The following is a 25,116-nucleotide window of genomic DNA, read 5'->3' as shown; positions in this document are numbered from 1 at the left end:
GGCTCCTTTTTGAGCATTCCGGTCGCCTCAGCTTGTTCGACTGCCGTATGATGAAGGGGCACATGAAGAAGGAGGTCCTCGAATGCTTGCAATCATCATTGGATTTATTATCGGTCTACTCGTACCGGTTCAAACGAGTGTCAATACACGACTACGGAGCGTCGTGGGATCGCCGTTCCTCGCTTCACTGATTTCCTTTTCGATCGGCTCACTCTTCTTACTGATTCTCGTGTTGCTCGTCGATGGGAATCTCACAGGTCTTACGGCTACTGCCGATGAACCGTTCTGGATTTGGGGTGGGGGACTGCTTGGCGTCATCTATTTGACGGGGAACATCCTGCTTTTTCCGCGACTCGGAGGCGTCCAAACGGTCATCATGCCGATTTTCGGTCAGGTCATCATGGGACTGTTGATCGATCATTTCGGATTGTTTGAGTCAACGGTCACCTCACTCTCACTGACACGAGTCATCGGCGCAGTGCTTGTGTTACTCGGTGTCGTCGGGACGGTCGCGCTAGGTGACTATTTCGCACGACGGCGGAAGCAACAGGTGACATCATCAGAAAACTCGTTGCTTGTCTGGCGTCTGCTCGGAATTCTAACCGGTATAATGAGTGCTGCCCAGACGGCGATCAATGGTCATCTCGGAAGTGTTCTCGGGTCAGCCGTCAAAGGCGCCTTGATCTCGTTCGTCATCGGTATGATCACCTTATTATTGCTGAATCTGATCCTCCGAACGAAGTGGCACATCGATCGTTCGCAATCCTTACCTGCTTGGATCTGGATCGGGGGATTGATCGGTGCACTGTTCGTTGCCGGTAATGCTTTCATCGTTCCACTCGTTGGTACAGGGCTCGCCGTCGTCATCGTTACGATTGGTTTACTGACCGGCAGCCTATTGATTGATCGTTTCGGTTGGTTCGGTGCAAAAAAACAACCGGTCACCGGTGTGCAAATCGTCAGTCTACTTGTCATGCTAGCTGGTATCGTGTTGATCCGCATTTAAAAACAGCTCGTTCGAACGTAAGGTTGCATACGTTGAGAACGAGCTGTTTTCAATCATTTCTTAAAAAACACAGGAAATGATTTCCTGATAGAGGAATTGAGGTAAACTGAAGCAAGAATCATCAAATAGAAAGTAGATGCGAGGGGAAACGAATGGATCAATCTGATATCGAACGACGATTACGGGAAGATTTGGAATTACAACAAATGCTAGATATCGTAGAACGACTAGATCTACCGGATTGGTGGATCTGTGCCGGTGTCTTACGTTCGAAGATTTGGAACATCGAACGACAGGCGACATCGGACATCGATATCGTCTATTTTGATCCTACTGATCTTTCGGAAGCCACGGAAAAACGTCATGAAGAACAGTTACGAAAATTATTGAATTTGCCGTGGTCTGTTAAGAATCAAACGCGAATGCATCTCGTCAATGGATTACCACCTTATCAGTCCGTAACGGATGCGATTTCGCGGTTCCCTGAGACCGTCACGGCAATCGGCGTAACGAGACGACCCGATTTTGAACTCTATCTTCCATACGGTGCAAGTGACTTTACTCATCGGATCATTCGACCGACGCCACCTTTTCAAATCGGTACCGCGCGTCATTCGATTTTTCAGCGACGAGTGATCGAAAAAGGATGGCAAGACGACCCAGGTCTACAAATATGTAAATGAAACAAGAAGGAGCTTATGTGATGAAACGAATCAGTTATAAAAAAACGATACCGCTTATACTAGTAGGACTCCTCTGTATCAGCGGGTGCGCACCGGAAAAGAATGTCGAGGTGAAAGAAAAGATTCACGTTGATGGTACGAGTTTGTTCGACAGTGGCTCCTATCCGACTGCTGTAGAGACGGCCGAACATCAGTTTAAATATGACTTGAGTGACAAGTCCACCTATACGTTAAAGCAAGACGATTTCCGAGTGGACGCTCGGTTCGGTGACTATAATTTACTGCTAGCAAGCGTCATCGATGGACGATTCGATTCGCTGATGATTTATGAAAAGAAGTCGAACTGGATGTTAAGCAGTTCTATGGATCTCATTCGGGATCAATCCACGAAAGGCGAGTCGATCGAAGGGAGTCTAGCGTGGGAAGGAAACAAGAAAAAAATGACGACGAAACTTGTTACGAATCGTCATTATACGGTAATTGAGACACGACTGAAAAGTGAGCAGATTCCGGCACGATTTGGAAAACGGGTACGTACCATCAACGGATTGAAGGTACACGTTCAAAAGCAAGGGAAACAGCTCAATCTTGCCTACCAAAACGGAAAAGACGTAATGTGGATCGTCAGTGATCGACCGGAAGAGACAACCATGCGATTGATTCAGAAATCACCAGATAGTCCGATTGACTCGCTTCTCACCGAGTAGAAAAAAAGAATGACGCGTCTTTTCACGCCCTTTCCTCAGGCGAGACACAAGACCCGCTTACCTGCTTTATTCAAGCAGGTAAGCGGGTCTTGTTTGTCTCTGACAGCGCAAAAATGCGCTTTTTCCTGTAGGAGTGGCGTGAAACGCGTCATTCTTTATTTACGCGATAAGGGTAGCAGATGATTGTTCTGCCACCCTTATCTTTGTAGAGACTGACTTTTGAGTCAGCCCCCTTATACTTACGAACGATAGACGGACTTGAGGTAATCCGCGATACGTTGCCAAGCCTGAAGCGCCGCGTCTAAGTCACCGTGGTGTGTAAAGGCATGAGCTTGACCAGCGAATTCCTGGTGTTCAACAGCGACACCTGCCGACTGAAGGCGTTTTGCATACTGCCGCGCCTCCTGCGCCAGCGAGTCGTGCTCCGCCGTCAGGACGAGCGTCTGTGGTAACGCATCGAGTTGAGCCGCATAGAGTGGCGAAGCGAGGTGGTGGTATGCGTCTTCCGATCGCGCGATGTACATCGCATTGAACTGCCGTGCTTGCTCAGCCGGTATCGCTTCCTCGAAGAACGGTTTGTCCGCGGGGTCCGTCGCGAGATCAAGCGGAGGATAGTCCAGAATTTGAGTGATGAGCGGCACAGGATCTGTCTGCTCAGCGTTCCATAACGATACGGCATTCGCGAGATTGCCACCGGCACTATGCCCTCCGATTGCGATACGTGAAGCATCGAGGCGTAGCGTATCAGCATGTTGGAAAATCCACTGAACGACTTCATAGGCGACGTGGACCGGAGTGGGAAATGGATGCTCCGGCGCTAACGGATACTCAATATTGAGAACATGACAGTTGGCGGTCTCAGCGAGAAACAAATTCCATGGTTCATCCATCTCTGGCGTTCCGGTGATGAAACCACCGCCATGAAAACTGATGAATCCAGGTAACGGTTCTACTGCATCGATTGGCGAGTGGCACAACACTCGAACGTCTCCGACTGAAGTCGGCACTTGTAGCGTAGTCGTGGTCGCTTGCGGTGAATGAGGAGGTGTGACTTGAGGACGTTCCTCATCTGAGCGGATTTGTTTGGCAAGGTCAATCATCTCTTGGCGATTCATCGAATTCCTCCTTTAGGTCTATCTTCATCATACCGAACGGATGGGAGAATTTCTCTTCTAGATTCGTTTTCTTTAGTTGCAGGAAAAAACAGCCAGAGTTTGATACACTTTTGAAAGAAACTAGAAATCGAAAGGATGGAACAGATGCCAACACTTTACATGACGCGTCATGGCGAGACGGAATGGAACTTAGAAAAACGAATGCAAGGCTGGGAAGACTCTCCCTTGACAGCAAAGGGCAGGCAAAATGCGCGGGACCTTGGTCACCGCTTACGTGAAATGCACCTGGATCACCTCTATATCAGTCCGATTGGTCGCGTCCGAGAAACAGTTCGAATGATGGATCTCGATCCAGCGATTCCGGTCACCATCGACGATCGATTGCGTGAAATGCACATGGGAGCCTGGGAAGGGAGGACAGCAGCGGAAATTGAAGTCGCGCATCCACTTGCTCATGCTGCATTTTGGCAAACGCCGCATACGTACATACCGGAGAGTGGAGAGTCCTTTGACGCGGTCCGGGAGCGCATTCTATCGTTTTTGGAACGACTGGCAGACCATAAAGAAGACGAAAACATCTTAATCGTCACCCATGGCATCTTCCTTAACATCTTGCTGACACATCTTCAACGTAAACCGTTCGCGACCTTATGGGATCCGCCGTTCATTCATGGAACGAGTTTGACGATCGTCGAATACACGGATGGGGAAGCCATAATCCGATTAGAAGCTGACATGTCGCACGTCTTGACGGACTAAAAACGGTGGACTTTTTTCTCGGTCCGCTGTTCTCCTTATCGTGATTTCGTCAAATAGATCAAAATTGCGCCCTCTTGTTTTCTGACCTTTAGATGAGGGGAGGATATTGTGTCAATCGAACGACCGATGATCGATTCTCCAGTCGTATAGCGTTTCAGGAGTAAGGGATAAAAGGAGACATTCGTCTGTTTCTGATCATTGAATTGACCGCTGTCAGTCTGGACGTTTTGAGGTAAGGTGTACGCCGTTTTCGTCTCAGGAATACCATTCTTCGCATCAAGCGAATACGTAAAGGCATGCGAATTATTGAGCAGGTTCAAATCATATGTCAACTGGAACGGCGTGCGATCGTATGTACCGGCAGGAATCGATTTGTCAATCAGCACCTCTGGTGGTTTTGTATCGTCAAATTGGACCGCTTTGAGCTGAAGTGGGCGATCGAGTGTACCAGTCAAGAAAAATGTCCGCTGTTGCTGCGACTCGTCCTTTGCGGTAGAGGGTGTAATCGAAAAGGAAGACTTCTTAATCTTGACGGTTTCTTTTGGAAGGACAGTTGCTTCCGTTGTGCAACCAGCAAGCAACAAGGGAAGGGTGAATAAAAGCGCATATTTCATGAAGTGTTCCTCTTTTCCATAGTCATAGTAAATCGGGATAAAATTAAATATTCAAAAAATTAGAAATGATACCTAGATTATACCAACAATGTTCTCGCTAAATAAAGGAGGAAATCATGAACGGCAAATGGTTATTAGCAACCGTCCTGCTCGTCGGTTGTGCCTCGACGGGTGAAGAGGCCGAATCGACGGCAAAATCGTTATACGTCGCACCGAACGGCAGTGACGAAAATACCGGCACGTTGAAGCATCCGTTTAAAACGATCCGACAAGCGACGCAAAAAGCGACTGCGGGTACGACGGTCTACTTGCGAAAGGGAACGTATCACGAGGCACTGAACGTTAGACAGAGCGGAACGAGAGAACGCCCGATCTCCTTCCGAAACTATCAAGACGAGCAGGTCACGTTAAGCGGGAAAAACATCAAAGATCGGGACGCCACCTTACCAATCATCCAGATCAAGGATCGGAAATACGTAACAATTCAAGGTCTGACGATCGAAGCCGTTCAGTCGAAACGAACGGACGCGACACCGATCGGTATTTTGATTACAGGATCAGGATCACACATCACGTTGAAGAACAATACGGTCCGCCACATCAAAACGCTCGCGAAAGATGGGAATGCACACGGAATCGCCGTCTACGGAACGGGAGCGATTCGTCACCTGACGATCACCGGCAACCGAGTCGAGCAGAATCGCCTCGGTTTTAGTGAAGCTCTCGTCTTAAACGGAAACGTCAAACATTTCCGTGTGACGAAGAACGTCTTACGGGATAACGACAACATCGGCATTGATTTGATCGGATATGAGGGAATCGCTCGATCGAAGAAAGACGACTACGTCCGTGAAGGCGTCGTGTCGGAAAATCGTGTCTACCGGACGTCAAGCTACGGGAATCCTGCTTACGGGAAGGAATACAATGCAGCCGGCATCTATGTCGATGGTGGGAAAAACCTAACAATTGAGAAGAATCTCGTCGAAGCGAGTGACATCGGGATTGAGGTAACGAGTGAACATGCCGGACGGTACGCAGAAGATGTCATCGTCCGCCAGAATGATGTACGGAAAAACGTCTACACCGGGATTGCGATCGGTGGGTATGACACGAAGCGGGGCGGTACAAAACATGTCCGGATCGAGCAAAATCAGCTGATCGGGAATGATACGAAAGGGCTCGAGGGTGGTCAATTGCTCGTCCAGCATGACGTCCATGATAACACGATCATCAGAAACACATTCGATGGTTCGTTAAGTGTCGCCCATTACTTCAAGACGAGTTCGGGGAACCAGTTTGAAAAAAATACGTTCAAGCATACAAAACGTTTCATGTGGCGCGAGGCCTCCTATAAAACGGAACAAAGCTTCTTGAAAGCCGTTCGAAAGGTGGAATGAGAATGAAGCGATCGGAACGATTACTCGCTTACTGGATCCGGATTCCGAGACGCTGGCGACTCGGAATATTGACCGCCTTGATGTTAATAATTTGGACGGTGGAAGGCGTTCGTTTTTTAACAAGCTCAGCATTACGCCTACCAACCGTTACCGATGCAATCATCTGTCTCGTTCCGGCGATTCTATTGTTTGTGGTATGGAAAACAAAGAGCGCAAAATCACCTCTGAATTAATCGATAAAAACAAGGAATTCGTCTAGGTATTCTTGAAAAAAGGAGAGAACTTCAAATTAGTAAGGAGGAAGAAAGATGACGAAACTAACGATTCAAGCCGTGATTGATCGTCCGGTCGAGACCGTGTGGGAGATCTGGAACGCACCGGAAGACATCAAACGCTGGAACGCAGCGTCTGACGATTGGCATACGACGGCGTCAACGAATGATTTGACGGTCGGTGGTCAATTCACGAATCGAATGGAAGCAAAAGACGGTAGCGTGGGTTTTGATTTCACGGGTACATATGAGGCGATCGTTCCTTATGAGCGCATTGCGTATGTCCTTGAGGATGGTCGTCAGGTGACGATCGACTTTTCTCGGAACGGGGAACAAACCGAAGTCGTCGAATCGTTTGATGCCGAAACGATTAACCCGCCTGAGATGCAACAAGCGGGTTGGCAGGCGATCCTTGATCGGTTCAAAGCGTATGCTGAGTCGAAGTAAGTCGTTCGCTTCGTAACTTCCGACCACGGCGATCCGTCAGGGCAGGAATACCGCCGCTCTCATAGCGCCGGACCCAGTTATACAATTGTTGATACGACACATCATGCCGCCCGGCGATGCGTTGGTAGTCCTTTGCGGCCGCCAAACAATCGAGGACGGCATTCATGCGTTGTTCAAGAGTGTTGATGGACATGAACGTTTTCCTCCTTATTGAATCGCCCTGGATTCGTCCACGGCATTAAACTAGTGCACATACAATCGATGGAAGCCATTGAATCAAAGAAAAATTGACGCGTCTCCTGTTGATTCGTTTTGACGATCAGTCGTTTTTCTAGAGTTGGTAAATGCACGAGAAACGAAATCTGATATTCCATAGGATGCGAGAGAATGGTGGTAGATCGTTTTTGTAAGTGGATAGCTGCTGAATTCGCAGTGATGTATAAGACGTGTCGATTCCATTCCTCTTCGTTGAAAAGTGAATCCATCTTCGTAATAAAAACTTGACCAGAGATGAAATGCATCGGACGACCTCCTTTCTTATAATGTGTATATCCTGTACATGTTTATTAAAAACCTGTATTTCAAATATTATAAAAAAACCACCTCAAAAAAAGAGGTGGTTAACGTTATCCTGCCAGTTCAAGCATTTGAACGAACGCGACGTCTGGATCGGTCGTCTCGAATCGGTTCAACCAATCCTTGAAGTCACCTTCGTACAAAATACGACCTTGATGGAGAAATATGACATGAGCGTCCGTATGCAATAGATCGTGTAGTTGATGGGTCGAGAAAAGACACGTTTGACCGTTTGCGGTCATCTGCTCGAAGCGTCGCATGATATGAAGTCGTGTTGCCGGATCGACCCCGCTCGTCGGCTCGTCAAAAATGTAGAGCGAACGTGGTACTGTCGTCAACAGTGTAACGAACAACCATTTCTTTTCGCCAGCGGACATCTTGCCGATTTTCATCTCCCACAGGTGAGCGAATAGATCGAGCTCTCGTGGCTGTTTCAGATGAAGCGTATACGTCTCTTGCTTGCGATATGCTTTCAAACGGGCGAGCCGACCGACGAAGACGGCGACATCCTTGCCCTTTAGTTCGTCCGAGTAATAGATGAATTGCGTCAAATAAAGAATGTCCGAGATATCGGGTAAATCAAGCTCACCGGACGTGATCGGTAAGGCACCGGTCATGCAATCAAACAGTGTTGTTTTACCGGCACCGTTCATCCCGATCAAGACGTTCAATTTTCCGGGAATGAGCGAAAAGGAGACATCGTGTAACAGGTCAGGTGATTTCGGATAGTTGAAGCGTATGTGTTGGACGTGCATCTGAATCCTCCTATCGGGTCAGCAATGACATGAGATTAAAGCGTTTGACAGAGAATAGACCAAGTAACAGATAAACGACGAGTACGACGGTCAAGATAAGTAACGATGCTCCCGTAACGTGCTCGGAGACGGCGAGACCAAGTGTTTTCATGACATAAAAAGGATTCAAGTAACTGTACCAGCGATCCGGTTGGTTACTTGCGAACAAGAACAGGGGATACATGACGATGTTGATCAATGTCGACATACTCGAAATCTTAGCCGGAAGCATCGTCAAGGCGATGCTTGCAAAAGCAAGCGGGATGCTGAGCAACAAGACGAGATAAGCGAGTAACAACGTCAAAGCTGAGAAGAAGCCGAATACGAGCATCAGGATCGTCGTAAAGACCGTTAAACTAACGGCTGCAAACACGAGCTGAACGAGTACGAGTGCGAGAATACAACCGATCTTACTACCGGAAATCATGATATACGTCTTCATCAAACCATGCTCCCGCATTCGGGCAAGCTGGAGACCGATGCCATTCACGTAAATCGAAAGTAAGATATAGCCCCAAAATAGCGCGAGGAACGAGAGGAAACTGTTCTCGGTGAAGTCGAGGCGTGATCCGAAGACAAAGGCGAGAATCAACGGGAAAATCAACGACCAAAAGACCGGAATCTTATCCGTCAGCATGATTTTTAAGTAGAGTGTGAAGTAGCTAGGAATCGAATACATAGGTGCCTCCAATCAGTGTGTCGAATCAAGCTTATATTAAGAATACGTTTGGAAATGGGAAATAGTTCCTTTGAAAAGGGTTTAAGAATCACCTGAAATCAAACGATGTAACGCATCGACAACAATATCGGGAGCATCCTGTTGAATGAAGTGCCGGCTGTTGACAACTTCGATGAATGATCCTTGAATCGACTGTGCAGCAGTTTGTCGTTGCAATTCGTGCCACAATAGTTGCGCCTCACGCGAATAATGATCCTTTTTACCAGCAGACAGAACAATGACTGGAAATGGGTAGAGGATATCAACGTTCGTCGCTTCAATACTCTCTTTAAAATCTTCGTATGTACATTCGAGCGTGAATTGTTTTTTGTAAATGGATTGGAACGTGTTTGGCATCACTGGTAAAAAGCGTTGAATATAGGACTCTGGTGTTGCATCAATGAGCAATAGCCCATTTATTTCACTTGGATATTGCGATGCAAATTGTCGAACTAACGTGCCGCCATAGGAATGACCAACAAGAATGAATGGTGGTTTGAGAGATAAAGTATGAATCAAACGGCGAAGGCGATTCACGCTCTGTCGACTAGTCTCGGAATCATAGGGCATACTGCCACCGATGTTCGTACGGTCATACATCAAGATCGTTCCTAGTCCTTCAACTTGATCCATGATTGGTTGCCAAGTTGAAAGATCTTGTCCATATCCATTTTCAAAGATAAACGTCGGTTGATTGGAAGTTCCGAGAATCAGACGATAGTGTAACGTCGTTTCAGGTAACGTCATTAAATCGAAAGACATATGATCCCTCCTATTCTAGTGGGAATAAAAGTAAGGATACCAGAAAGAAACAAATATTGTAAACTGAAGCAAAGGACAGGAGGTATCATGATGGACTATTTATTAACGTCTGGTGGGATACAAAATCCATCGATTCACAACGCGTTACGCGAGATGCTCGGAAAACCGATTGAGGAATGCAATGCCATCGCGATCACGACAGCTTCCTACGCATTAGGCAGAGGAACGGCCCTCGCCGTCAACTTCATTCAAGGAAAAGATGAGGTACCGATGGTCGATTTAGGATGGAAGTCAGTCGGTCTGTTGGAATTATCAGCGGTCTCGGTAATTGATCCAGCAATTTGGCAACCAGCGGTCGAACAAGCAGATGTCATCCTCGTTAATGGTGGTGATCCACTCTTTCTACATCACTGGTTCGTCGAATCGGGCTTCGATCGACTATTACCGCAACTGACCGGTGTTTATGTCGGGATGAGCGCCGGTAGCATGGTGCTTACGCCACGAATCGGAACGGATTTCGTTGGGTGGAAAAAGACGCCGGAGCAATCGGACGCAACATTAGGTCTCGTTGATTTTTCAATCTTCCCGCACCTCGAGCATCCGCAGTTACCAGACAATCACTTACAAGCTGCCAAGTCTTGGGCTGAGATATTAACGAATCCAGCTTACGCAATCGACGACGCGACAGCGATCCGTGTCATCGGTTCGAACGTAGATGTAATTTCTGAAGGAACGTGGGTCCAGTTGCGATGAGGACGATCTATTTCGTTCGCCATTGCGAATCGATCAAAACAGGCAGTGATCGAGGGCGGGGATTAACAGATGCAGGTCAAGAACAAGCGCAGGAACTCGTAGCGTTCTTTCAAGCGATACCGATTGATATCATTTATTCTAGTCCCATGCGACGGGCGATGGATTCCGTCCGTCCGCTTGCTGAGCAACGAGATTTGCGAATCTACGAGGCAGCGTTTCAGGAACGGCGTTTTCAGGAAACAGACGAACGTTTATCACCTGAACGGCTAGAAGAACTGTTGAAGCGATCATTCCAAAATGACGATTACGCGCAAAGTGGTGGAGAGTCGAATCAAATAGCACGCAATCGTGTTCTAGTAGCCATCGATCATCTACGTAAAACCCACCCGCACCACCGAGTGGTCGTCGCGACGCATGGTCTCGTGTTGGCGTTAGTGCTCGAACACTACACTGGACGACCAGCCAATGAGTGGCTTAACACGATGGCGAGTCCAGCAATCCATCAACTGACATTCGATGCAAGCGGGAAAACGTCTCATGAACAACTATTGTAAAATGATTAAATCTGCCCGCTGAAGATGAAACCGAGAAAGAGCAGTAGTAACACGCCAAGCGGAACGGCACAAGCGAGACTGACGTATTTGAGGATTCCCGGTTCGCGTCGTTTGATGGCGACGATCCCGAGTCCGATTCCGAACAGATAAATGGCAAGTCCGATCGGAATCGTAAGCATCGAGTTCGGTCCGAACGACCAGTTGAGCGGCGGGAAAATCATATAGGCGATGAGTAGACCGAGCAAACTAAAGAAGATAGAAGCTTTAGCGTATGTCATATGAGAACTCCTTTTAATTAAGTATGTGAACAAGAATTCGGATTTAAAACGAGAATTCCTGCTTCATTTAGTGAATTTCTTGTTTGGCATTTGAATGAACGGGAACTATATCTAAAAGATAGTATCTTTTAGATATAGGAGGGACCGATGCCTAAAGAAAACATGACTCGTTATGCGATTCTCGGACTTCTTGCAAGTGGATGTACGTCTGGTTATGAGATGAAACATACGATCGACACGAGCTTGAATCACTTTTGGAAAATCAGCTTCGGACAAGTCTATCCGACGCTGAAACGGTTAGAGGCGGAAGGATTGATCGTTGAAGAGGTCACGGATGGGGAACGGAAACAATTCGCTCTGACGAAAAACGGGCATGCGGAGCTCGAGCGGTGGGTCGCTGAACCGTCCGTCGAATTGCCCGTGCAACGGAACGACCTGTTGTTGAAGCTGTACTTCGCTCGACATGCTTCAAAAGAGGTCACCTTGCAGAAAATTCAGGAGCACGCTCGATTGCTCGAAGAACGGCTTGAGACGTATCAAGCGATCGATGCGATGATTCGTTCTTATCCTGACTCGAATGATGCCGTCTATTGGTTATTGACGCTTGATTATGGCATTCGGAAGACACGGGCGTTACTCGACTGGTGCGACGCTTCCCTTGAGACCCTTGAAGGAGGAAATTGACATGAAACGGATCATTGCGACTCCGAACAAAGACGTCGTCGTGTTCATCATCGGTTTACGGATCAATCGCTTACGTTCTGTCCGGCAGTGGTTACCGACGGTCCAAGCGATGGGACCGATGCTACAAGAGTGTTATGAAAACGATGTCGGTCTGATTTCGCATGAGTCACTTGTCGGTTGGCGTTCCGTGACGTTGATTCAGTATTGGCGTTCGACGGAAGAATTGATGGCATATGCCCATGGTTCCCGTCATTTGACGGCGTGGAAACGATTCAATCAGAAGGCACGGACATCAGAAGCGGTCGGGATCTTCCATGAGACGTTCGAAGTCAGCAATTATGAGTCGATGTATGTCAATCTTCCAACCCGAGGTCTAGCGAAAGCACTCGGGGAGTCGGCGATCAAGCCGCATCAAGAACAAGCAAAAGGGCGCTTAGCCGAGCGGCAATCACAAGAGACGATCTAAATAGACAAAAGACGGGTGCCGAGGCATCCGTCTTTTTAAGTCGCGACTGGTGTGACGGGTTCGAGCATCTCCCCGCAGTTTTGGCAAATATGATCGAGCGTTTTCGTACACGGTTCGCAAAATGTACAAGCGTGCGAGCACTGATAGACCGTCGTTTCAATCGTTTCTTGGCACCGGACACAGGTTGGTTCCATAAGTATCACCTCCTGTTACTAGTATAAGAAAAGCATTTTGATGAGCACAGTAGGAGAACATAGAAAAAGGCTATATTTCCCTTTGATTCCATGTTAATTTGAAGAAAGTGGTTTTAATTCGAAGGGAAGATGAAAAATGGACCAAATTGATCAACAGATTGTCCGGATTCTGCAAGACGATGCCCGGATTCCATGGTCGGAACTCGGACGTCAGATCGGATTATCGGCACCTGCCGTCATCGAACGGGTCCGAAAAATGGAGGATACGGGAATCATCGAAGGGTTCCGTGCTGTCATTAATCCAGAAGCACTCGCGCAAGGGTTACTCGCGATCGTCATGTTCGAAGAGACACGCTGTGCAGGCTTGATTGAATTTTGTAAAGGACATCCAGAAGTCGTCGAGTGTCACCGCCTGACCGGCAGCTATAACTTCATGGTCAAGTTGCAAACCGCGTCCGTTGCAACACTGGAACGTTTTCTTGATGACGCATCAGTTTACGGCAAACCGTCGACATGGATTCGACTGTCGACGCCAGTGCCGTTCGCAGGGTATACAATATGAAAAACCCTGTTTTCGTAAATGTCGTTCCATAGGAGAAAAAAGATGAACCTCATGCTAATCGGAGGCGGTCAATTGATTGCACCGTCGCACCAATTCATTCATCAACATGTTTTTCAACTGACGAAACACGCGCCACACATCGTCTTCCTACCGACGGCAAGTCGGGATGAATCGCCATACCAACACCAATTTCGTGATACATATGAAGCACTTGGCGCGACCGTCTCAATCGTCACACTGTTTGACGACGAACAATCCAAGACGACGCAACGACGATTAATAGAACGTGCCGACATTCTTTATGTCGGTGGTGGCAATTATCCGTTACTCGTTCAGACGCTTGCTGCAAAAGGTATGGATGTATTGCTCAAGCAAGCCGTCGAGCGCGGAACATGGTACGTCGGTGTCAGTGCTGGGGCGATCTATGCGATGGAATACGGCATTCGCACGATGGAAAACGGAACAGACTATTGCCTGGATACAGGGCAAGGCTGGCTGAGTGGTTGTCTCTGTCCGCACTTGAACCAGGAAAAACGGGCAGCCCGTTTTCAGGAATACCTGTCTCAAATGAATCACGCCATCGGATTACCTGACAATACAGCGTATATTCAATCTGATACAGATCACTATCTATTAGGAAAAGGATACGTGCTTGGCTCTAAATGATGATGAACGCTTTGAACATTTAAAGTGTTCATCATTATTTAAAGTAATTCAAAACAGTTGACGAACAAAAATCGGGATGGTATATTTATCTCGAATTAAAGATATATGAATTAAAGATACAAAAGAGGTGAACGAAATGACACAACCGAATCCGAACTTGAAAGCATTGACGGTCATGGTGCGCGCAGTCGATGCGTTACATGAAGTCATCAAGAAAGACGTTGCGCAATGGGGATTGAACCCGACGGATTTTTCAGTCCTTGAGTTGCTGTTTCACAGGGGCAGGCAACCCATTCAATTGATCGGGAAAAAAGTCTTGATCACGAGCAGTAGCATCACATACGTCATCGATAAGCTCGAAAAGAAGAATTACGTTGTCCGCAAAGCATGTCCAGAGGATCGGCGTGTGACATTTGCGGAACTGACACCTGAAGGGCAACAATTGATGGAAACGATTTTTCCGGAGCACGAGCAAGCGATCAATCAAGTATTTCAAGGAATAGCCCCGTCAGATCTCGAAGCATTCATCGAGACAGCCAAAACGATCGGCTATCAAGCAAAAAAACAATAAAATTTTTTTAGACTGATATCTCGAATTCGAGATAATAACCATTAAAGGAGCGATTTTTCATGAATGAACTAAAAGGAATCCACCACGTGACGGCGATTACGAGCAGTGCCGAAAAAAACTATGACTTCTTTACGAACGTCCTAGGAATGCGATTGGTCAAGAAGACCGTCAATCAGGATGACATCCAGACATATCACTTATTCTTTGCAGATGATAAAGGGTCTGCCGGCACGGATATGACGTTCTTTGATTTCCCTGGTATTCAAAAAGGATCACACGGAACGAATGAAATCTTCAAGACGGCGTTCCGTGTTCCAACGGATGCGGCACTCGAATACTGGATCAAACGCTTTGACAAATACGACGTCAAGCACCGTGGTATCAAAGAACAATTCGGCAAGAAGACGCTCTCGTTCGTCGATTTCGATGAGCAACAATACATGTTGATCTCTGACGAGCATAATCAAGGTGTCGCTTCCGGCACGCCGTGGCAAAACGGTCCGGTACCCCTCGAGTTCGCGATCACGGGACTCGGTCCAATTCACATCCGGATCGCGGAATTCGACAATTTAAAAGCGGTACTTGAACAAGCGATGTTGATGCGCGAAGTCGATCAAGCTGGTTCCCTGCACTTGTTCGAGATGGGCGAAGGCGGAAATGGTGCCCAAGTCATCGTTGAGCACAACGTCGTTCTACCAAGCGGACGTCAAGGATTCGGAACGGTCCACCACGTCGCTTTCCGCGTTGAAGATACGGCTGCCTTACAGGAATGGATCGAGCGGATGCAACAGCTTCGCTTCAACACATCCGGTTACGTTGATCGCTTCTTCTTCGAATCGCTCTACGCTCGTGTCGCGCGTGGTGTCTTGTTCGAGTGGGCAACGGATGGTCCTGGTTTCATGGGTGATGAGCCATACGAAACGGTCGGGGAGAAATTGTCATTACCACCATTCCTCGAGCCACAACGAGCACAAATCGAACAAATGGTCCGTCCGATCGATACGGTCCGGAGTACGCGCAAGATCGAAAAAGAATACCTTTAAGAGAACATTACGATAATGTAACTAACCGCATCTAAACAAGAGGAGGAAATGAAAATGGAGAAATTAAACATTGGTATCGTCTTAGGATCCACACGTGAAGGACGCCTCAGCCCACAAGTCGGGAACTGGGTCAAACAACTCGCGGATCAACGGGGGGATGCGAACTATACGATTCTTGATATCGCCGACTACAAATTACCGCTCCTAGGTGAAAAGGACGGGGATGCGTCAGGTGCTGCTGATTGGTCGAAGGATGTCGCGGCACAAGACGGATTCGTCTTCATCGTCCAGGAATACAACCACTCCATCGCAGCCTCACTCAAGAATGCGCTCGATTATTTACGAGTCGAATGGAACAATAAAGCGGCAGGGATCGTCTCTTACGGTTCTGTCGGTGGAGCGCGGGCAGCAGAACACTTGCGCGGCATCCTCGGTGAGTTATTGATTGCCGATGTCCGTGTGCATCCGGCATTATCCTTGTTCACTGATTTCGAGAACGGATCGGTCTTAAAAGCGGCAGCCGTTCAAGAAACATCGGTCAACCAAATGCTCGATCAAGTCATTCCGTGGGCAACGGCGTTAAAAACGATTCGCTAATTCGTGATTGATCAGAAAACCCCCTCATTTCGCTGAAATGAGGGGGTTTTCTATCGTTGTCATGTACAACACGACGTGACGCGGCGCAGATCCTTTTCTTGAATGTAAAGCGTGTGTTGGCGGACTTTATAAGGAATGTCAGCCGCTTGAAGACGTTCGAGATAGTGACCCGTCGGAGCGACCGTCCATTTCACATATGTTGTTGCGGCATTCGGTGAAGCAAGACAGATGAGTAGCAAAAGCGGAAGGATCCATTTTCGAATCTTCAATCGTATACCTCCTTCATTATTTCAAATACTGTATTAATGATTTTATTGTTTAAATCAAAAACTAAAAATCACGACTCACGTCAACAAAAAATAACTGACCATCAAGCCGACCAACAGACCACTAAAAGCAAGTCGATAGACGGGTGAACGATGGGTTCCTTTATTTCGTTTGACTTGATAGACGATGAAATAGGTCGCACTGGTCACCATGACGAGGATCGCCAGTGTACTGAGTAAAGTAGACATCAGCATTCCTCCTTATCGTAAGATTTTAGCTAACGCTTTTCCTTTCGCCAACTCATCGACGAGTTTGTCGAGAATCCGGATGTTACGAATGTGCGGATCCGTTAGATTTTCCACACGAATCCCGCAGATGACGCCAGTGACTAAAAATCGGCGTTCGTTCAGGTCGGGTGCGTGCTCGAAAAAGGCTGCGACAGTTTGGGTTTGTATGGCTTGTTCAAGAGTTGATTGCGTGTGTCCGGTCAACCAGAACAGCACGTCATCGAGTTCCTCTTGTGTCCGTTGCTTACGCTCGACTTTTTGACGGTATACCTTATACAGCTGCAACATTGGCATTTGAAATACTTTTTCGTAACTCATCTGAATCGCCTCCTTTCATGGTAACATATGGGAAAAGATCTTGTGTCACGGATTTCAATTCGGTTTGGAGGTGCAGGATGAAATGAGACATCGAATCATTGGAATGACTTTTTTGACGTACCTAGTCCTATTTTTAGGCATCATGGGTGTAAAACTATCGTATCAAGCATTGATCGATCCACCGATTGATCAATCGACAGGGAACTGGGTACATATTCCGAGCAAGATCTTACCGACTAAAAAAGTCATCTATGTGAAAGAAGAACAAATCATCAAACAACCGGATTCTTCAAAAATTGGGCACGAAAGATATCGGAAGGAACCTAAAAAGAAAAAACCGATTGAGCTTGGGGAAGGTTTCTTGACAGATGCGATCAATCAAATCGCACGTATGACTCCTTGGATGGTCGCTCTAGTCATCATCTACCTGTATCGTCGACAACGATTCAACCGTATGCAGTGGTCATTCCCATCAAGTCATCAACCGAAACGAACCGCTCTATCGCTTCCGCTAACGCCTGAAGTCCAGTCCTCATCTAAAGACAGTATTCTTGATTCAAAAATTCGTGAAGCGGTGCGCGCGTTCAATCGATCACTTGCTCCAGTGCAACAACGGCGGACATATGAGACGCTGACGGAGTGGTTTACACGCTTAGAGGTCACGGTCCCGCATGAGATCTATCAGCTCGTTCGGTATGCCGACGTGGCAGAGCAGACACTCGATCCCTCGCGACGGACTGCTTTCCTCGAACAGCTTGAGCAAAATCAGACACGGCTTGTGTAATCAGCCGTGTCTTTTTTGATGTCCACGATACTTATTAAGAGCAAGCATGTTCAACAGGAACAAGGCTGCGCCATAAAGGAATAGTCCGAGCCAGTACGGCCAGATGCTTGACCACCCGTTGCCGTAGACGAGCACCTCTTTGATCGCACTCGCTCCGTAGAAGATCGGGGTGATATATCCGATGTTACCGAGTCCGTACGGGATTAGATCGAGCGGAATCAAACCTGAGAAGAAGATCTGTGGAATGATCGTAAAGGGAATCAACTGGACGACCTGCAGCTCAGACTGGGCAAAAATCGAAATCGTTGCCCCGAACAAGACCGCGACGACGGCAAGTCCAAGCATCGTCAGGAAGACCCAGATGATCGAACCTTCAGACGGTAAGTCAAGAACGGTCGTCGCGTACAGGACGACAAGAATCGCTTGGATCGAGGCGAAGACGCTATAACCGAGCGTATAGCCGAAGATGACGTCGGTTTGGCGAATCGGTGTCATCATCAACCGCTCGAGCGTGCCGCCACTGCGTTCTTTGACGAGTGCCATTGCTGACAAGATAAAGACGAAGAAGAATGAGAACAGCGATAAAAAGACGAAGCCAAGCGCATCAAAGGTCGATTGATCAACATCTCCGTACAGATAGTTCGTCTCGAATTGCATCGTCGGTTGCAGTGACGCAAGTCCAGCTTGAATCTCGCGTAGTGCTTTCGAACTTTTCGTCGATGGTTCGCGGAGACTTAAGGACAGCTGATTGTCGCTCATCTCTAAGACGACGTCGACCGTTTCGTGATCTTTGAGATAGGCGTCCGCATCACTACCGTTATACGTTTTAATCGACAGATCCTGTTTTTCGATCGCTTGAGAGACTGGAGCCGGTACATCTTGACTGATGGCGACGACAGGCGTGTAATCATCGTTTCCAAGTAGGAAATAGATTAAGGTGAAGATTAATAATGGAGCAAGCAAAATGAGTCCGACGCTTCGTTTATCGTTCAACGTTTGACGGATGACCCGTCGTGCGAGTTGCCACATTACGTCACGTCCTTTCCAGCGAGCAGGAACAGTTCCTCGACCTGACCGTTTTCAGTCTGCGCAAGTAAACGGTCGAGCGGATCGTAGGCGATGATCCGACCGTTATAGATCAGTGCGGCACGGTCGCATTCGTTGATTTCATCCATGACGTGGGTTGAAACGACAATCGTCGTGCCTTGCGTACGGATCGTTTGGAATTGATTCCAAATCTGGCGGCGTAACACGGGATCGATCCCGACGGTCGGCTCATCCAGAAATAGGACGCTAGGGCGATGCAGGATCGAGATGGCGAGGGATAATCGTTTCTTCATCCCGCCGGAATAATGGCGAACGAGCTTTTTTTGATCATTTGTTAAATCGACGAGTGTCAAGACCTCGTCGATTCGTTTTGCTAAATCCTGACGGGACATGTTGTATAAGGAACCGAAAAATTGCAGATTCGCAAGACCAGATAAATCCTCGTATAAGGCATCATTTTGTGGCATGAAACCAATCTGCGATAACATCTTGAAGTTTGGTATCGAAGTGTCGCCAATCTGAATCGAACCTGCGTCTGCTTGGATTGCACCAATCATCAAACGAATCAATGTCGTCTTTCCGGAACCTGACGGACCGAGCAAACCACAAATTTCACCGGATGGAATCAAAAGATCAATCTGTTGGAGGACGTTCTGTTGATGAAATGATTTTGATACACCGTGTAATCGTAAATCCATCGTATTCTCCCTCCTTTTATGAAATAATTATTGAACAACGTGTTGCTTAATTTCATTATAAAAGGGAGAGAAACTGGGAGCAATGACCAGTTGACGTCCATCTGTCGCTTAAGCGACACATCCCGACAATCTGTTGAAGAAAGAGGCGATTTCGATGAAAAAACAGGATTTACGCGTTATCCGGACCGACCGGAGGATACGCGAGACGTTCCTTCAGCTGATCGACGAAGTCGGATTTGACGCCGTGACAATTAAGTTGTTGACGGAACGAGCGGAAGTCAATCGCGGGACGTTCTACCATCATTACGCGGATAAATACGAACTGCTCGAGCGGATGACGAATGAGGTTTTTGAAAAGATCGAAGCGACGTTCGAACGCGAGATTCCATTCGTCCTGATCAACAAAACGGAGGACTCACCATACCGACGAATCATCCCGTTTCTAACGTTTCTTTATGAACACCGGACGCTGATGCGGATCTTACTCAGTCCATCGAGTGACGGGATGTTTCGGAAGCGGGTCCGTGATTACATGCAACAGATTCTGTTCTCGGGACTACCGGAACAAGGAGAACGGCTTGTTCCAGAAAATTATCTCATTGCCTATCTCTCAGCCGCCCATCTCGGTGTCATCGAATCCTGGTTGAGCCACCCAAACGAGACATCACCGGATGAAATTGCTCGAATTGTCTTTACGATTTCGATGGAAGGACCGTTTCGAGCAGCGGGGTTCCGGCGATGAGTCTTGAGCAAGTCTTAGAAAAAGTCGTCGTTTGTTTGCAGCAAGAACGGATTCATTTTGGTATCGGTGGTTCATTATTGTTGGCGCAGCATGGACTACCAGTTGTACCGCGCGACATCGATCTCGTCGTCGCGTTAGCGGACGCCGAACGAGCAGTCCAACTGTTGGCGGACATGGGGACTGTCGTCGAACAAGACAAGACGTCACTTTATGCGACGGAAGTGTTCCAGGAATTTATCATCGAAGGAATCGATATCGATTTGATGAGCGGACTGCAGATTCGTCATGGTGAGGGCGTGTTCATCTATCCGTTTGATGAACAATCGATTGATTCAACTGGACGTCCGTTCATGTCACTCGTTGATTGGTACGTCATCTATCAACTGATTCCAGGACGGGAACAAAAGGTCGCGATGATTGAGCAATGTCTTGCTAAGCAGGAAGCGGACCGAGAACGACTGGAACAGCTGAGACGACTCGTTCTTCCAAAAGCAATAAGGAATCGGATAGATCAATGGCTGAACTAACTCATAAGTCGCGCAATAAAACGACTTCGTTCGTTGCCGGTAAGTAAGCATGAACGGAGTCGAGTAGTCCGCAGAGGACGTACTGATCGAGCGCCTGGTCGAAGACATAATATGGCTTTAATGTCAGATAAGGCATGAGTGCGTCACGTATAACTTCTTTGGGCACGCTATTAGGCAACGGTTGTGACGAGTCATGGTAGAGCGCGATAATCGACTCGTTATCAACGATTAGGCTGACTTCATAAGTTTCTTCAATCAGGAGAATCGTCAAACGACGTTTATGAGCGAGATTTGGGTCGTCACGAGTCCGGCGTACTTTCACGTTAATGAATGGAAAATCCCGATAGATTTCCTGAATCGTCCACGCTCCTGACTCCTCAGGATACTCCGCAGCGATGAGGTCTACAGCAATCGACTTACAAGTCATCAATGTCCCATCGGTCAACGGTCGGTAATCCGGGTGTGGCGTTTGAGCTTCGGCATCGCGTGCCGTGACGGTGTCTCTCCGCTTAATCAATTTGCGCGTGTAGGAGAACGTAGATGGTTTGTCCCATGTCACGATCTCGTTCATGGCAACGGACGAAGTGTCTGGATCACTAAAGGGATACGTGAGCGAGTCGTTTTGAGAAACAAAGATTTCCTCGATTGTATGCGCCTGTATTCGTTGTTGATCACCAGGAGCTGAAAAGAACCGTATCTGTTCTGTAATGATCGGTGTGATTTGAACAGGTGACAGTGAAAACGATTCAGTCGGATACTTGTTGCTCAGGGCGGGGGTTCCATACACACTGAAAAAATCAAGCGCTCCGTCGTCCGTCAATTCAAGTGAAATGAAAAAACCAGGGAAGAGGCGAATTCCGTTTTGGCAGCTGACATACTGATACAGCGAATCTTGGTGCTTCAGTAACATGAACTCCTGGTCGAACGTCATTCCTAACTCTTGCTCTAGCCAGGAAGTCTGTGTGTCTGAATTACGCAAGTCCTCTGGAAGAGAATAAATTGTGACATCACCATGTTTGTTGATTGATGTCGTTCGTCGTGTAACTGTATCGACTTGGATCTCAATCGTACCGTCTGGATAACTCTCGTCTTCAAACCATGGACCGTGCAGGATTGGGAACCAACATGTCTCAAACGAATACTGCGTTGCACCATGAATTTTTTCGCGGTGATAGAAGGATTCATGTAAGACATAATCGTTCAGTTGATATTTATCTTGAATATGGGAGATTAAATCTTTCGTTAATGGATGCAACTCGTTCACTCCTATCTTCACTTTATAGATTGCGCAATAAAACGACTTCATTTGTTGCCGGTAAGTAAGCATGGTTCGAATCAAGCAAGCCACAAAGAACGTATTGACCTTTTGAAGCGGCAAACACATAACGCGGCGTGAGTAAAAGGTACGGACGTAATGCGTTGAAGATGATGTCTTGCTGCTCATCCTCGAGCTCCGGTGCGCTAACGGAATCGAACACGGTATGGAGTTCCTGATCGTCGGTCAAGCTAATCCAGTGAAGCGTCTTTTCGTCAAGGAGAATCGTGACGCGCCGATGCTGATCAACATAGGACGTCGGATGCGCGCGTGACAATTTGACAGCAAGGTAGGGATGTTGCCGGTAAATGTGACGAATTGTCCATTGTCCGGACTCGCCAGGGTATACGTTTTGGACGATTTCTTGAATCGCAATTCGACAGGCGTTCACCGTCTCTTGCTGGATTGGACGAAAATCCGGATGTTCGGATTGCGTGATCACATCCTCTGCTGTCACGCTTGCTGCTGATTGGATAGGATGGCGTTTGAGAATTGAAGATGACGGATTTGTCCACGTTAAGATGTCATTTCGATCGAGTGATGACGTGAAATCCAGTTTACTAGGCACAAGGATAGACCCTTCTTGCGTCACGATCGTCTCGACGACAGTATGCGCGTATTGATGTCCTGGTTTTGTATAGGAGAACCACTTTATTTGTTGTTTAGCTAGCGAGTCGATGTCCTCGAGCGTTAAAGTGAAAGGTTCCTGTTTCACATGATGATCACTCGGATGAGGACCATATAGGAACAATTCATCGAGCTGACCGTTTTCCGTTAACGTCAGATGAATGAAACAACCGGGAGACAGCCGAATCCCTTCATGACAACTCACATAACTGAAAAACGTTTCGTCGTCTTCTTCGAGCATGAAATGCGTGTCATGGATCATGCCGATCTCTGACTCGAGCCAAGCGATCCGAGTGGTTGTATCACGTAAATCGTCAGGCACGGAATGAAGAGAGGTCGGACCATGTAAGGATAACGTCGTCGTGTGCTTCGTGACAGGATTTATCGCGATCTGTACAGTTCCTTCAGGAAGCATCGTGCCATCTTCTTCCTCGATAATCGATGTACCGCGCGGAATCCAAAACGTTTCAAAAGAGTAGGCGGTTTGATCGTTCTTTTTGTTTTGCGTGTAGGACGATTCATGAAGCACATAATCGGTTAAACGATATTTCTCGAGCATATATTCAGTCAGTTGTTTCGTTAAAGCATCCAAGGGATTCACTCCTTTTCTTGTACGTCTTCAGTAGCGTCATCTAAAGTCGGAACGACGAAGTCAGGTAAGGTTTGGAATAAGTGATCGGCTGTCTCAAAAAACGGTTGATTCGAGACAACATTCACGACATCTGCATCGTAGCTGAACGCAAAGACGGACATGTTTTCCTGCATGGAGATAATGACCGTTTTTTCTGGTCGTTCGGAGTGGTAGTGCGTTCGGTATTCAATCCGAAAGACATTTGGTTTGGTCGACCAGATAACGAGATCATTCCAACTCGCGTGGGGATGGATGTAAGAATACAATCGTTGAAAGTCTTCGGCATGCTTCAGTTCAGCGACGATGAAACGTTTGTCCGCAAGTGGTGTCAAATCGTTGTATGTAATTGAACAAAAGCGACATAACGCTTCAAACTCTTCTTCGTCATAACGATTCACCTCTACACAGACGAATAGTGGGAAAGCTTGTAATAGATGAAACCACTTTTCAAGAAATGAACTTTCAAACGAGGAGGATTCATCGTCTGGATTCGTAAAGATGCTAAAAGCTGACGTGTAGTCTTGTTCGATGACGAAGCGCAGATTATCAGGGTCTGAAAAATCATTTGGAATCAACTGAAGATCATCATCGTAATAATAAGGCATGTACTCAAATGTTAATTGCAACGTATTCACCTCTGTTTCGTACGTTCAGTGTAACGTGAATCTATTAAAAATGAAGGGTTATTGAAAATTATTACATAATTGTAAGACAGGAAAATTTAGACTATTGCATTACTATAGTAGATTAAACATAAGACGCATTGAAACATAAGTGAAAACAACATGTCAGGTTTTAATCTAGCTATAAACGTGTCACTCGGAAGCGTCCATATCATTCTCATGGCGATGGTGGTTCCATCGATCATCTACGCGCTCTATCTATTACGAAAAATCGCTAACAAATGAATGCAGGGATTTATTGGTAATAACAAGAAGGTAGTTAAAGTACCTACGCATCATCAAAAGGAGGCGATGACATGTCATTTTGGACATGGTTTGCAATCTTATTTGTGTTAGCGGTTAGTGTCTACGCATCTTCTCAGCCGAAACGTTCGAAGAAATAAAAAAGGCGCGACTTCCACAATGGAAGTCGCGCCTTTTCGTTTGTTCAGTTTTGCGTATCGAGCCAAGCGATCGCGTCCGTCAAGTCGTCGGCAATGTAGTCAACGTTTGCTTGTTCCACCCGATCAGCGTAATCACGAATCGAGCACTCTCCGGCACCGGTTCGGACTAAGATTTTGATACACCCGGCATGCGCAGCTGCCACCATATCACTCCAGCGGTCCCCGATGACGACACATTGCTCGAGTCGGAGATTGTGTTTTGTTTGTGCTTGCCATAATAAATTTGGTGATGGTTTGCGACAAGTGCAGCGATCTTCCGCTGCATGCGGACAAATCAGCACGTCATCAAAGCCGAAGTTCTTTAATTCTGTCCGGAAATCCTTTTCACGCGCGAATCCTTTTGAGATACCGGGTTGATTCGTAAACGCAATCAGTAGAACCCCTTGATTGCGTAAGCGTTCGATTAGCGAAGGAACGTAAGGAAATAACGTAAACGTTCCAGGGTAGTGGACGGTGGCATCTCCACCAATCGTCCCGTCTCGGTCAAGAAATATTACTTGAATAAAATTCATGTTTACAACTCCTTAGT

37 protein-coding genes are annotated in these 25,116 nt (G+C 47.1%); 19 read left to right on the top strand and 18 right to left on the bottom strand.

All coding sequences use genetic code 11. From position 1 onward, the window contains the following. The first annotated feature begins 82 nt into the window (after positions 1 to 82). From P401_RS0106845 to P401_RS0106835, 3 genes are all read left to right on the top strand, one after another. Positions 83 to 1,006: a DMT family transporter gene (locus tag P401_RS0106845; RefSeq protein WP_029341823.1), complete on the top strand. Its 924-nt coding sequence runs from the start codon at positions 83 to 85 to the stop codon at positions 1,004 to 1,006. 152 nt (positions 1,007 to 1,158) lie between these two features. Beyond that, the gene (locus P401_RS0106840; RefSeq protein ID WP_029341822.1) at positions 1,159 to 1,689 is read left to right on the top strand and encodes a nucleotidyltransferase family protein; all 531 of its coding nucleotides are present in this window, start codon (positions 1,159 to 1,161) and stop codon (positions 1,687 to 1,689) included. Between the two features lie 20 nt (positions 1,690 to 1,709). After that, complete coding sequence (locus tag P401_RS0106835) at positions 1,710 to 2,396, top strand: hypothetical protein (RefSeq protein WP_152548185.1); 687 nt, start codon at positions 1,710 to 1,712, stop codon at positions 2,394 to 2,396. A 239-nt stretch (positions 2,397 to 2,635) separates the two neighbouring features. On the opposite strand, the gene P401_RS0106830 is transcribed toward P401_RS0106835, so the two are convergent. Continuing rightward, complete coding sequence (locus P401_RS0106830) at positions 2,636 to 3,511, bottom strand: alpha/beta hydrolase (RefSeq protein ID WP_029341820.1); 876 nt, start codon at positions 3,509 to 3,511, stop codon at positions 2,636 to 2,638. Between the two features lie 144 nt (positions 3,512 to 3,655). Here P401_RS0106830 and P401_RS0106825 point away from each other — a divergent pair, with 144 nt between their 5' ends. Beyond that, on the top strand, positions 3,656 to 4,270 hold the full coding sequence (locus tag P401_RS0106825; protein WP_029341819.1) for a histidine phosphatase family protein: 615 nt from the start codon (positions 3,656 to 3,658) through the stop codon (positions 4,268 to 4,270). Positions 4,271 to 4,305: 35 nt separating this feature from the next. Here P401_RS0106825 and P401_RS0106820 read toward each other — a convergent pair whose 3' ends face one another. Beyond that, a complete protein-coding gene (locus P401_RS0106820) occupies positions 4,306 to 4,884 on the bottom strand; it encodes a hypothetical protein (RefSeq protein ID WP_029341818.1) in 579 nt (192 codons plus the stop codon). 116 nt (positions 4,885 to 5,000) lie between these two features. Here P401_RS0106820 and P401_RS0106815 point away from each other — a divergent pair, with 116 nt between their 5' ends. The 3 genes from P401_RS0106815 to P401_RS0106810 all read left to right on the top strand — a co-directional run bounded on the left by P401_RS0106815 (position 5,001) and on the right by P401_RS0106810 (position 7,000). Beyond that, the gene (locus tag P401_RS0106815; protein ID WP_029341817.1) at positions 5,001 to 6,281 is read left to right on the top strand and encodes a right-handed parallel beta-helix repeat-containing protein; all 1,281 of its coding nucleotides are present in this window, start codon (positions 5,001 to 5,003) and stop codon (positions 6,279 to 6,281) included. A gap of 2 nt (positions 6,282 to 6,283) precedes the next feature. Further along, positions 6,284 to 6,514: a hypothetical protein gene (locus P401_RS18435; protein ID WP_034786006.1), complete on the top strand. Its 231-nt coding sequence runs from the start codon at positions 6,284 to 6,286 to the stop codon at positions 6,512 to 6,514. 75 nt (positions 6,515 to 6,589) lie between these two features. Further along, on the top strand, positions 6,590 to 7,000 hold the full coding sequence (locus P401_RS0106810) for an SRPBCC family protein (protein WP_029341816.1): 411 nt from the start codon (positions 6,590 to 6,592) through the stop codon (positions 6,998 to 7,000). On the opposite strand, the gene P401_RS0106805 is transcribed toward P401_RS0106810, so the two are convergent. From P401_RS0106805 to P401_RS0106785, 5 genes are all read right to left on the bottom strand, one after another. Further along, positions 6,975 to 7,193, bottom strand: a complete 219-nt coding sequence (locus P401_RS0106805) for a helix-turn-helix domain-containing protein (RefSeq protein ID WP_029341815.1) — start codon at positions 7,191 to 7,193, stop codon at positions 6,975 to 6,977. The genes P401_RS0106810 and P401_RS0106805 overlap by 26 nt on opposite strands. Next, complete coding sequence (locus P401_RS0106800; RefSeq protein ID WP_029341814.1) at positions 7,174 to 7,521, bottom strand: hypothetical protein; 348 nt, start codon at positions 7,519 to 7,521, stop codon at positions 7,174 to 7,176. Before P401_RS0106800 ends, P401_RS0106805 begins: the two co-directional genes overlap by 20 nt. 105 nt (positions 7,522 to 7,626) lie before the next feature. Continuing rightward, the gene (locus P401_RS0106795) at positions 7,627 to 8,331 is read right to left on the bottom strand and encodes an AAA family ATPase (protein ID WP_029341813.1); all 705 of its coding nucleotides are present in this window, start codon (positions 8,329 to 8,331) and stop codon (positions 7,627 to 7,629) included. A 10-nt stretch (positions 8,332 to 8,341) separates the two neighbouring features. Next, positions 8,342 to 9,049: a hypothetical protein gene (locus tag P401_RS0106790; RefSeq protein ID WP_029341812.1), complete on the bottom strand. Its 708-nt coding sequence runs from the start codon at positions 9,047 to 9,049 to the stop codon at positions 8,342 to 8,344. Between the two features lie 81 nt (positions 9,050 to 9,130). Continuing rightward, positions 9,131 to 9,850, bottom strand: a complete 720-nt coding sequence (locus P401_RS0106785) for an alpha/beta fold hydrolase (protein WP_029341811.1) — start codon at positions 9,848 to 9,850, stop codon at positions 9,131 to 9,133. A gap of 90 nt (positions 9,851 to 9,940) precedes the next feature. Between P401_RS0106785 and P401_RS0106780 the strand changes: the two genes are divergently transcribed. Both P401_RS0106780 and P401_RS0106775 read left to right on the top strand, forming a co-directional pair. Continuing rightward, positions 9,941 to 10,603, top strand: a complete 663-nt coding sequence (locus P401_RS0106780; protein WP_029341810.1) for a Type 1 glutamine amidotransferase-like domain-containing protein — start codon at positions 9,941 to 9,943, stop codon at positions 10,601 to 10,603. Beyond that, positions 10,600 to 11,157, top strand: coding sequence for a histidine phosphatase family protein (locus tag P401_RS0106775; protein WP_029341809.1), 558 nt, complete (start codon positions 10,600 to 10,602; stop codon positions 11,155 to 11,157). The genes P401_RS0106780 and P401_RS0106775 overlap by 4 nt, the downstream gene beginning before the upstream one ends. A gap of 5 nt (positions 11,158 to 11,162) precedes the next feature. Here the strand turns inward: P401_RS0106775 and P401_RS0106770 are convergent, their stop codons facing one another. Then, positions 11,163 to 11,435, bottom strand: a complete 273-nt coding sequence (locus P401_RS0106770; RefSeq protein WP_029341808.1) for a hypothetical protein — start codon at positions 11,433 to 11,435, stop codon at positions 11,163 to 11,165. Between the two features lie 147 nt (positions 11,436 to 11,582). Here P401_RS0106770 and P401_RS0106765 point away from each other — a divergent pair, with 147 nt between their 5' ends. Next, the gene (locus P401_RS0106765) at positions 11,583 to 12,119 is read left to right on the top strand and encodes a PadR family transcriptional regulator (RefSeq protein ID WP_029341807.1); all 537 of its coding nucleotides are present in this window, start codon (positions 11,583 to 11,585) and stop codon (positions 12,117 to 12,119) included. 1 nt (position 12,120) lies between these two features. Next, on the top strand, positions 12,121 to 12,585 hold the full coding sequence (locus P401_RS0106760; protein ID WP_029341806.1) for a DUF4188 domain-containing protein: 465 nt from the start codon (positions 12,121 to 12,123) through the stop codon (positions 12,583 to 12,585). A gap of 35 nt (positions 12,586 to 12,620) precedes the next feature. On the opposite strand, the gene P401_RS18285 is transcribed toward P401_RS0106760, so the two are convergent. After that, the gene (locus tag P401_RS18285) at positions 12,621 to 12,779 is read right to left on the bottom strand and encodes a DUF1272 domain-containing protein (protein WP_081637378.1); all 159 of its coding nucleotides are present in this window, start codon (positions 12,777 to 12,779) and stop codon (positions 12,621 to 12,623) included. Positions 12,780 to 12,915: 136 nt separating this feature from the next. Here P401_RS18285 and P401_RS0106750 point away from each other — a divergent pair, with 136 nt between their 5' ends. The 5 genes from P401_RS0106750 (at position 12,916) to P401_RS0106730 (ending at position 16,218) form a co-directional block, all read left to right on the top strand. Next, complete coding sequence (locus tag P401_RS0106750; RefSeq protein ID WP_029341805.1) at positions 12,916 to 13,341, top strand: Lrp/AsnC family transcriptional regulator; 426 nt, start codon at positions 12,916 to 12,918, stop codon at positions 13,339 to 13,341. Between the two features lie 42 nt (positions 13,342 to 13,383). Further along, positions 13,384 to 14,007 carry a Type 1 glutamine amidotransferase-like domain-containing protein gene (locus tag P401_RS0106745; RefSeq protein ID WP_029341804.1) on the top strand — a complete coding sequence of 208 codons (624 nt, stop codon included), beginning with the start codon at positions 13,384 to 13,386 and terminating at the stop codon, positions 14,005 to 14,007. A 136-nt stretch (positions 14,008 to 14,143) separates the two neighbouring features. After that, complete coding sequence (locus tag P401_RS0106740; RefSeq protein ID WP_029341803.1) at positions 14,144 to 14,578, top strand: MarR family winged helix-turn-helix transcriptional regulator; 435 nt, start codon at positions 14,144 to 14,146, stop codon at positions 14,576 to 14,578. Between the two features lie 59 nt (positions 14,579 to 14,637). Then, positions 14,638 to 15,621 carry a ring-cleaving dioxygenase gene (locus P401_RS0106735; RefSeq protein WP_029341802.1) on the top strand — a complete coding sequence of 328 codons (984 nt, stop codon included), beginning with the start codon at positions 14,638 to 14,640 and terminating at the stop codon, positions 15,619 to 15,621. A gap of 54 nt (positions 15,622 to 15,675) precedes the next feature. Continuing rightward, positions 15,676 to 16,218 carry an NADPH-dependent FMN reductase gene (locus P401_RS0106730; RefSeq protein ID WP_029341801.1) on the top strand — a complete coding sequence of 181 codons (543 nt, stop codon included), beginning with the start codon at positions 15,676 to 15,678 and terminating at the stop codon, positions 16,216 to 16,218. A gap of 59 nt (positions 16,219 to 16,277) precedes the next feature. On the opposite strand, the gene P401_RS0106725 is transcribed toward P401_RS0106730, so the two are convergent. The 3 genes from P401_RS0106725 to P401_RS0106715 form a co-directional block, all read right to left on the bottom strand. Continuing rightward, positions 16,278 to 16,487 carry a hypothetical protein gene (locus P401_RS0106725; RefSeq protein ID WP_029341800.1) on the bottom strand — a complete coding sequence of 70 codons (210 nt, stop codon included), beginning with the start codon at positions 16,485 to 16,487 and terminating at the stop codon, positions 16,278 to 16,280. A 75-nt stretch (positions 16,488 to 16,562) separates the two neighbouring features. Further along, positions 16,563 to 16,733 carry a hypothetical protein gene (locus tag P401_RS18555; RefSeq protein WP_156772513.1) on the bottom strand — a complete coding sequence of 57 codons (171 nt, stop codon included), beginning with the start codon at positions 16,731 to 16,733 and terminating at the stop codon, positions 16,563 to 16,565. 12 nt (positions 16,734 to 16,745) lie between these two features. After that, the gene (locus P401_RS0106715) at positions 16,746 to 17,090 is read right to left on the bottom strand and encodes a DUF2200 family protein (RefSeq protein ID WP_029341799.1); all 345 of its coding nucleotides are present in this window, start codon (positions 17,088 to 17,090) and stop codon (positions 16,746 to 16,748) included. 82 nt (positions 17,091 to 17,172) lie between these two features. On the opposite strand from P401_RS0106715, the gene P401_RS0106710 reads away from it, so the two are divergent. Continuing rightward, positions 17,173 to 17,874, top strand: a complete 702-nt coding sequence (locus P401_RS0106710) for a hypothetical protein (RefSeq protein WP_029341798.1) — start codon at positions 17,173 to 17,175, stop codon at positions 17,872 to 17,874. Here P401_RS0106710 and P401_RS0106705 read toward each other — a convergent pair whose 3' ends face one another. Both P401_RS0106705 and P401_RS0106700 read right to left on the bottom strand, forming a co-directional pair. Further along, a complete protein-coding gene (locus P401_RS0106705; protein WP_029341797.1) occupies positions 17,875 to 18,903 on the bottom strand; it encodes an ABC transporter permease in 1,029 nt (342 codons plus the stop codon). Beyond that, positions 18,903 to 19,619 carry an ABC transporter ATP-binding protein gene (locus P401_RS0106700; RefSeq protein WP_029341796.1) on the bottom strand — a complete coding sequence of 239 codons (717 nt, stop codon included), beginning with the start codon at positions 19,617 to 19,619 and terminating at the stop codon, positions 18,903 to 18,905. Before P401_RS0106700 ends, P401_RS0106705 begins: the two co-directional genes overlap by 1 nt. A 154-nt stretch (positions 19,620 to 19,773) precedes the next feature. On the opposite strand from P401_RS0106700, the gene P401_RS0106695 reads away from it, so the two are divergent. Together P401_RS0106695 and P401_RS0106690 are read left to right on the top strand one after the other, a co-directional pair. Next, on the top strand, positions 19,774 to 20,361 hold the full coding sequence (locus P401_RS0106695) for a TetR/AcrR family transcriptional regulator (protein ID WP_029341795.1): 588 nt from the start codon (positions 19,774 to 19,776) through the stop codon (positions 20,359 to 20,361). Then, positions 20,358 to 20,888, top strand: coding sequence for a nucleotidyltransferase family protein (locus P401_RS0106690; protein ID WP_050678009.1), 531 nt, complete (start codon positions 20,358 to 20,360; stop codon positions 20,886 to 20,888). The genes P401_RS0106695 and P401_RS0106690 overlap by 4 nt, the downstream gene beginning before the upstream one ends. Position 20,889: 1 nt before the next feature. Here P401_RS0106690 and P401_RS0106685 read toward each other — a convergent pair whose 3' ends face one another. From P401_RS0106685 to P401_RS0106665, 4 genes are all read right to left on the bottom strand, one after another. Further along, positions 20,890 to 22,143: a hypothetical protein gene (locus P401_RS0106685; RefSeq protein ID WP_029341793.1), complete on the bottom strand. Its 1,254-nt coding sequence runs from the start codon at positions 22,141 to 22,143 to the stop codon at positions 20,890 to 20,892. Between the two features lie 22 nt (positions 22,144 to 22,165). Beyond that, positions 22,166 to 23,422: a hypothetical protein gene (locus P401_RS0106680; protein ID WP_029341792.1), complete on the bottom strand. Its 1,257-nt coding sequence runs from the start codon at positions 23,420 to 23,422 to the stop codon at positions 22,166 to 22,168. 5 nt (positions 23,423 to 23,427) lie between these two features. After that, positions 23,428 to 24,087, bottom strand: coding sequence for a hypothetical protein (locus P401_RS0106675; RefSeq protein ID WP_029341791.1), 660 nt, complete (start codon positions 24,085 to 24,087; stop codon positions 23,428 to 23,430). Positions 24,088 to 24,571: 484 nt separating this feature from the next. Further along, on the bottom strand, positions 24,572 to 25,099 hold the full coding sequence (locus P401_RS0106665) for an HAD-IIIA family hydrolase (protein ID WP_029341790.1): 528 nt from the start codon (positions 25,097 to 25,099) through the stop codon (positions 24,572 to 24,574). Between the last annotated feature and the right edge of the window lie 17 nt (positions 25,100 to 25,116).

Origin of the sequence: Exiguobacterium acetylicum DSM 20416, from assembly GCF_000702605.1 — a bacterium.
GTDB classification, from domain to species: domain Bacteria; phylum Bacillota; class Bacilli; order Exiguobacteriales; family Exiguobacteriaceae; genus Exiguobacterium_A; species Exiguobacterium_A acetylicum.
Note: the sequence above shows the minus strand (reverse complement) of the source record. Positions and strands in the feature narration are given on the sequence as shown.

Bases quoted from the DNA above. Each gene is read 5' to 3' on its own strand.
- P401_RS0106845 (WP_029341823.1), top strand. From the start codon at position 83: ATGCTTGCAATCATCATTGGATTTATTATCGGTCTACTCGTACCGGTT.
- P401_RS0106840 (WP_029341822.1), top strand. From the start codon at position 1,159: ATGGATCAATCTGATATCGAACGACGATTACGGGAAGATTTGGAATTA.
- P401_RS0106835 (WP_152548185.1), top strand. From the start codon at position 1,710: ATGAAACGAATCAGTTATAAAAAAACGATACCGCTTATACTAGTAGGA.
- P401_RS0106830 (WP_029341820.1), bottom strand. From the start codon at position 3,511: ATGAATCGCCAAGAGATGATTGACCTTGCCAAACAAATCCGCTCAGAT.
- P401_RS0106825 (WP_029341819.1), top strand. From the start codon at position 3,656: ATGCCAACACTTTACATGACGCGTCATGGCGAGACGGAATGGAACTTA.
- P401_RS0106820 (WP_029341818.1), bottom strand. From the start codon at position 4,884: ATGAAATATGCGCTTTTATTCACCCTTCCCTTGTTGCTTGCTGGTTGC.
- P401_RS0106815 (WP_029341817.1), top strand. From the start codon at position 5,001: ATGAACGGCAAATGGTTATTAGCAACCGTCCTGCTCGTCGGTTGTGCC.
- P401_RS18435 (WP_034786006.1), top strand. From the start codon at position 6,284: ATGAAGCGATCGGAACGATTACTCGCTTACTGGATCCGGATTCCGAGA.
- P401_RS0106810 (WP_029341816.1), top strand. From the start codon at position 6,590: ATGACGAAACTAACGATTCAAGCCGTGATTGATCGTCCGGTCGAGACC.
- P401_RS0106805 (WP_029341815.1), bottom strand. From the start codon at position 7,193: ATGTCCATCAACACTCTTGAACAACGCATGAATGCCGTCCTCGATTGT.
- P401_RS0106800 (WP_029341814.1), bottom strand. From the start codon at position 7,521: ATGCATTTCATCTCTGGTCAAGTTTTTATTACGAAGATGGATTCACTT.
- P401_RS0106795 (WP_029341813.1), bottom strand. From the start codon at position 8,331: ATGCACGTCCAACACATACGCTTCAACTATCCGAAATCACCTGACCTG.
- P401_RS0106790 (WP_029341812.1), bottom strand. From the start codon at position 9,049: ATGTATTCGATTCCTAGCTACTTCACACTCTACTTAAAAATCATGCTG.
- P401_RS0106785 (WP_029341811.1), bottom strand. From the start codon at position 9,850: ATGTCTTTCGATTTAATGACGTTACCTGAAACGACGTTACACTATCGT.
- P401_RS0106780 (WP_029341810.1), top strand. From the start codon at position 9,941: ATGGACTATTTATTAACGTCTGGTGGGATACAAAATCCATCGATTCAC.
- P401_RS0106775 (WP_029341809.1), top strand. From the start codon at position 10,600: ATGAGGACGATCTATTTCGTTCGCCATTGCGAATCGATCAAAACAGGC.
- P401_RS0106770 (WP_029341808.1), bottom strand. From the start codon at position 11,435: ATGACATACGCTAAAGCTTCTATCTTCTTTAGTTTGCTCGGTCTACTC.
- P401_RS0106765 (WP_029341807.1), top strand. From the start codon at position 11,583: ATGCCTAAAGAAAACATGACTCGTTATGCGATTCTCGGACTTCTTGCA.
- P401_RS0106760 (WP_029341806.1), top strand. From the start codon at position 12,121: ATGAAACGGATCATTGCGACTCCGAACAAAGACGTCGTCGTGTTCATC.
- P401_RS18285 (WP_081637378.1), bottom strand. From the start codon at position 12,779: ATGGAACCAACCTGTGTCCGGTGCCAAGAAACGATTGAAACGACGGTC.
- P401_RS0106750 (WP_029341805.1), top strand. From the start codon at position 12,916: ATGGACCAAATTGATCAACAGATTGTCCGGATTCTGCAAGACGATGCC.
- P401_RS0106745 (WP_029341804.1), top strand. From the start codon at position 13,384: ATGAACCTCATGCTAATCGGAGGCGGTCAATTGATTGCACCGTCGCAC.
- P401_RS0106740 (WP_029341803.1), top strand. From the start codon at position 14,144: ATGACACAACCGAATCCGAACTTGAAAGCATTGACGGTCATGGTGCGC.
- P401_RS0106735 (WP_029341802.1), top strand. From the start codon at position 14,638: ATGAATGAACTAAAAGGAATCCACCACGTGACGGCGATTACGAGCAGT.
- P401_RS0106730 (WP_029341801.1), top strand. From the start codon at position 15,676: ATGGAGAAATTAAACATTGGTATCGTCTTAGGATCCACACGTGAAGGA.
- P401_RS18555 (WP_156772513.1), bottom strand. From the start codon at position 16,733: ATGTCTACTTTACTCAGTACACTGGCGATCCTCGTCATGGTGACCAGT.
- P401_RS0106715 (WP_029341799.1), bottom strand. From the start codon at position 17,090: ATGAGTTACGAAAAAGTATTTCAAATGCCAATGTTGCAGCTGTATAAG.
- P401_RS0106710 (WP_029341798.1), top strand. From the start codon at position 17,173: ATGAGACATCGAATCATTGGAATGACTTTTTTGACGTACCTAGTCCTA.
- P401_RS0106705 (WP_029341797.1), bottom strand. From the start codon at position 18,903: ATGTGGCAACTCGCACGACGGGTCATCCGTCAAACGTTGAACGATAAA.
- P401_RS0106700 (WP_029341796.1), bottom strand. From the start codon at position 19,619: ATGGATTTACGATTACACGGTGTATCAAAATCATTTCATCAACAGAAC.
- P401_RS0106695 (WP_029341795.1), top strand. From the start codon at position 19,774: ATGAAAAAACAGGATTTACGCGTTATCCGGACCGACCGGAGGATACGC.
- P401_RS0106690 (WP_050678009.1), top strand. From the start codon at position 20,358: ATGAGTCTTGAGCAAGTCTTAGAAAAAGTCGTCGTTTGTTTGCAGCAA.
- P401_RS0106665 (WP_029341790.1), bottom strand. From the start codon at position 25,099: ATGAATTTTATTCAAGTAATATTTCTTGACCGAGACGGGACGATTGGT.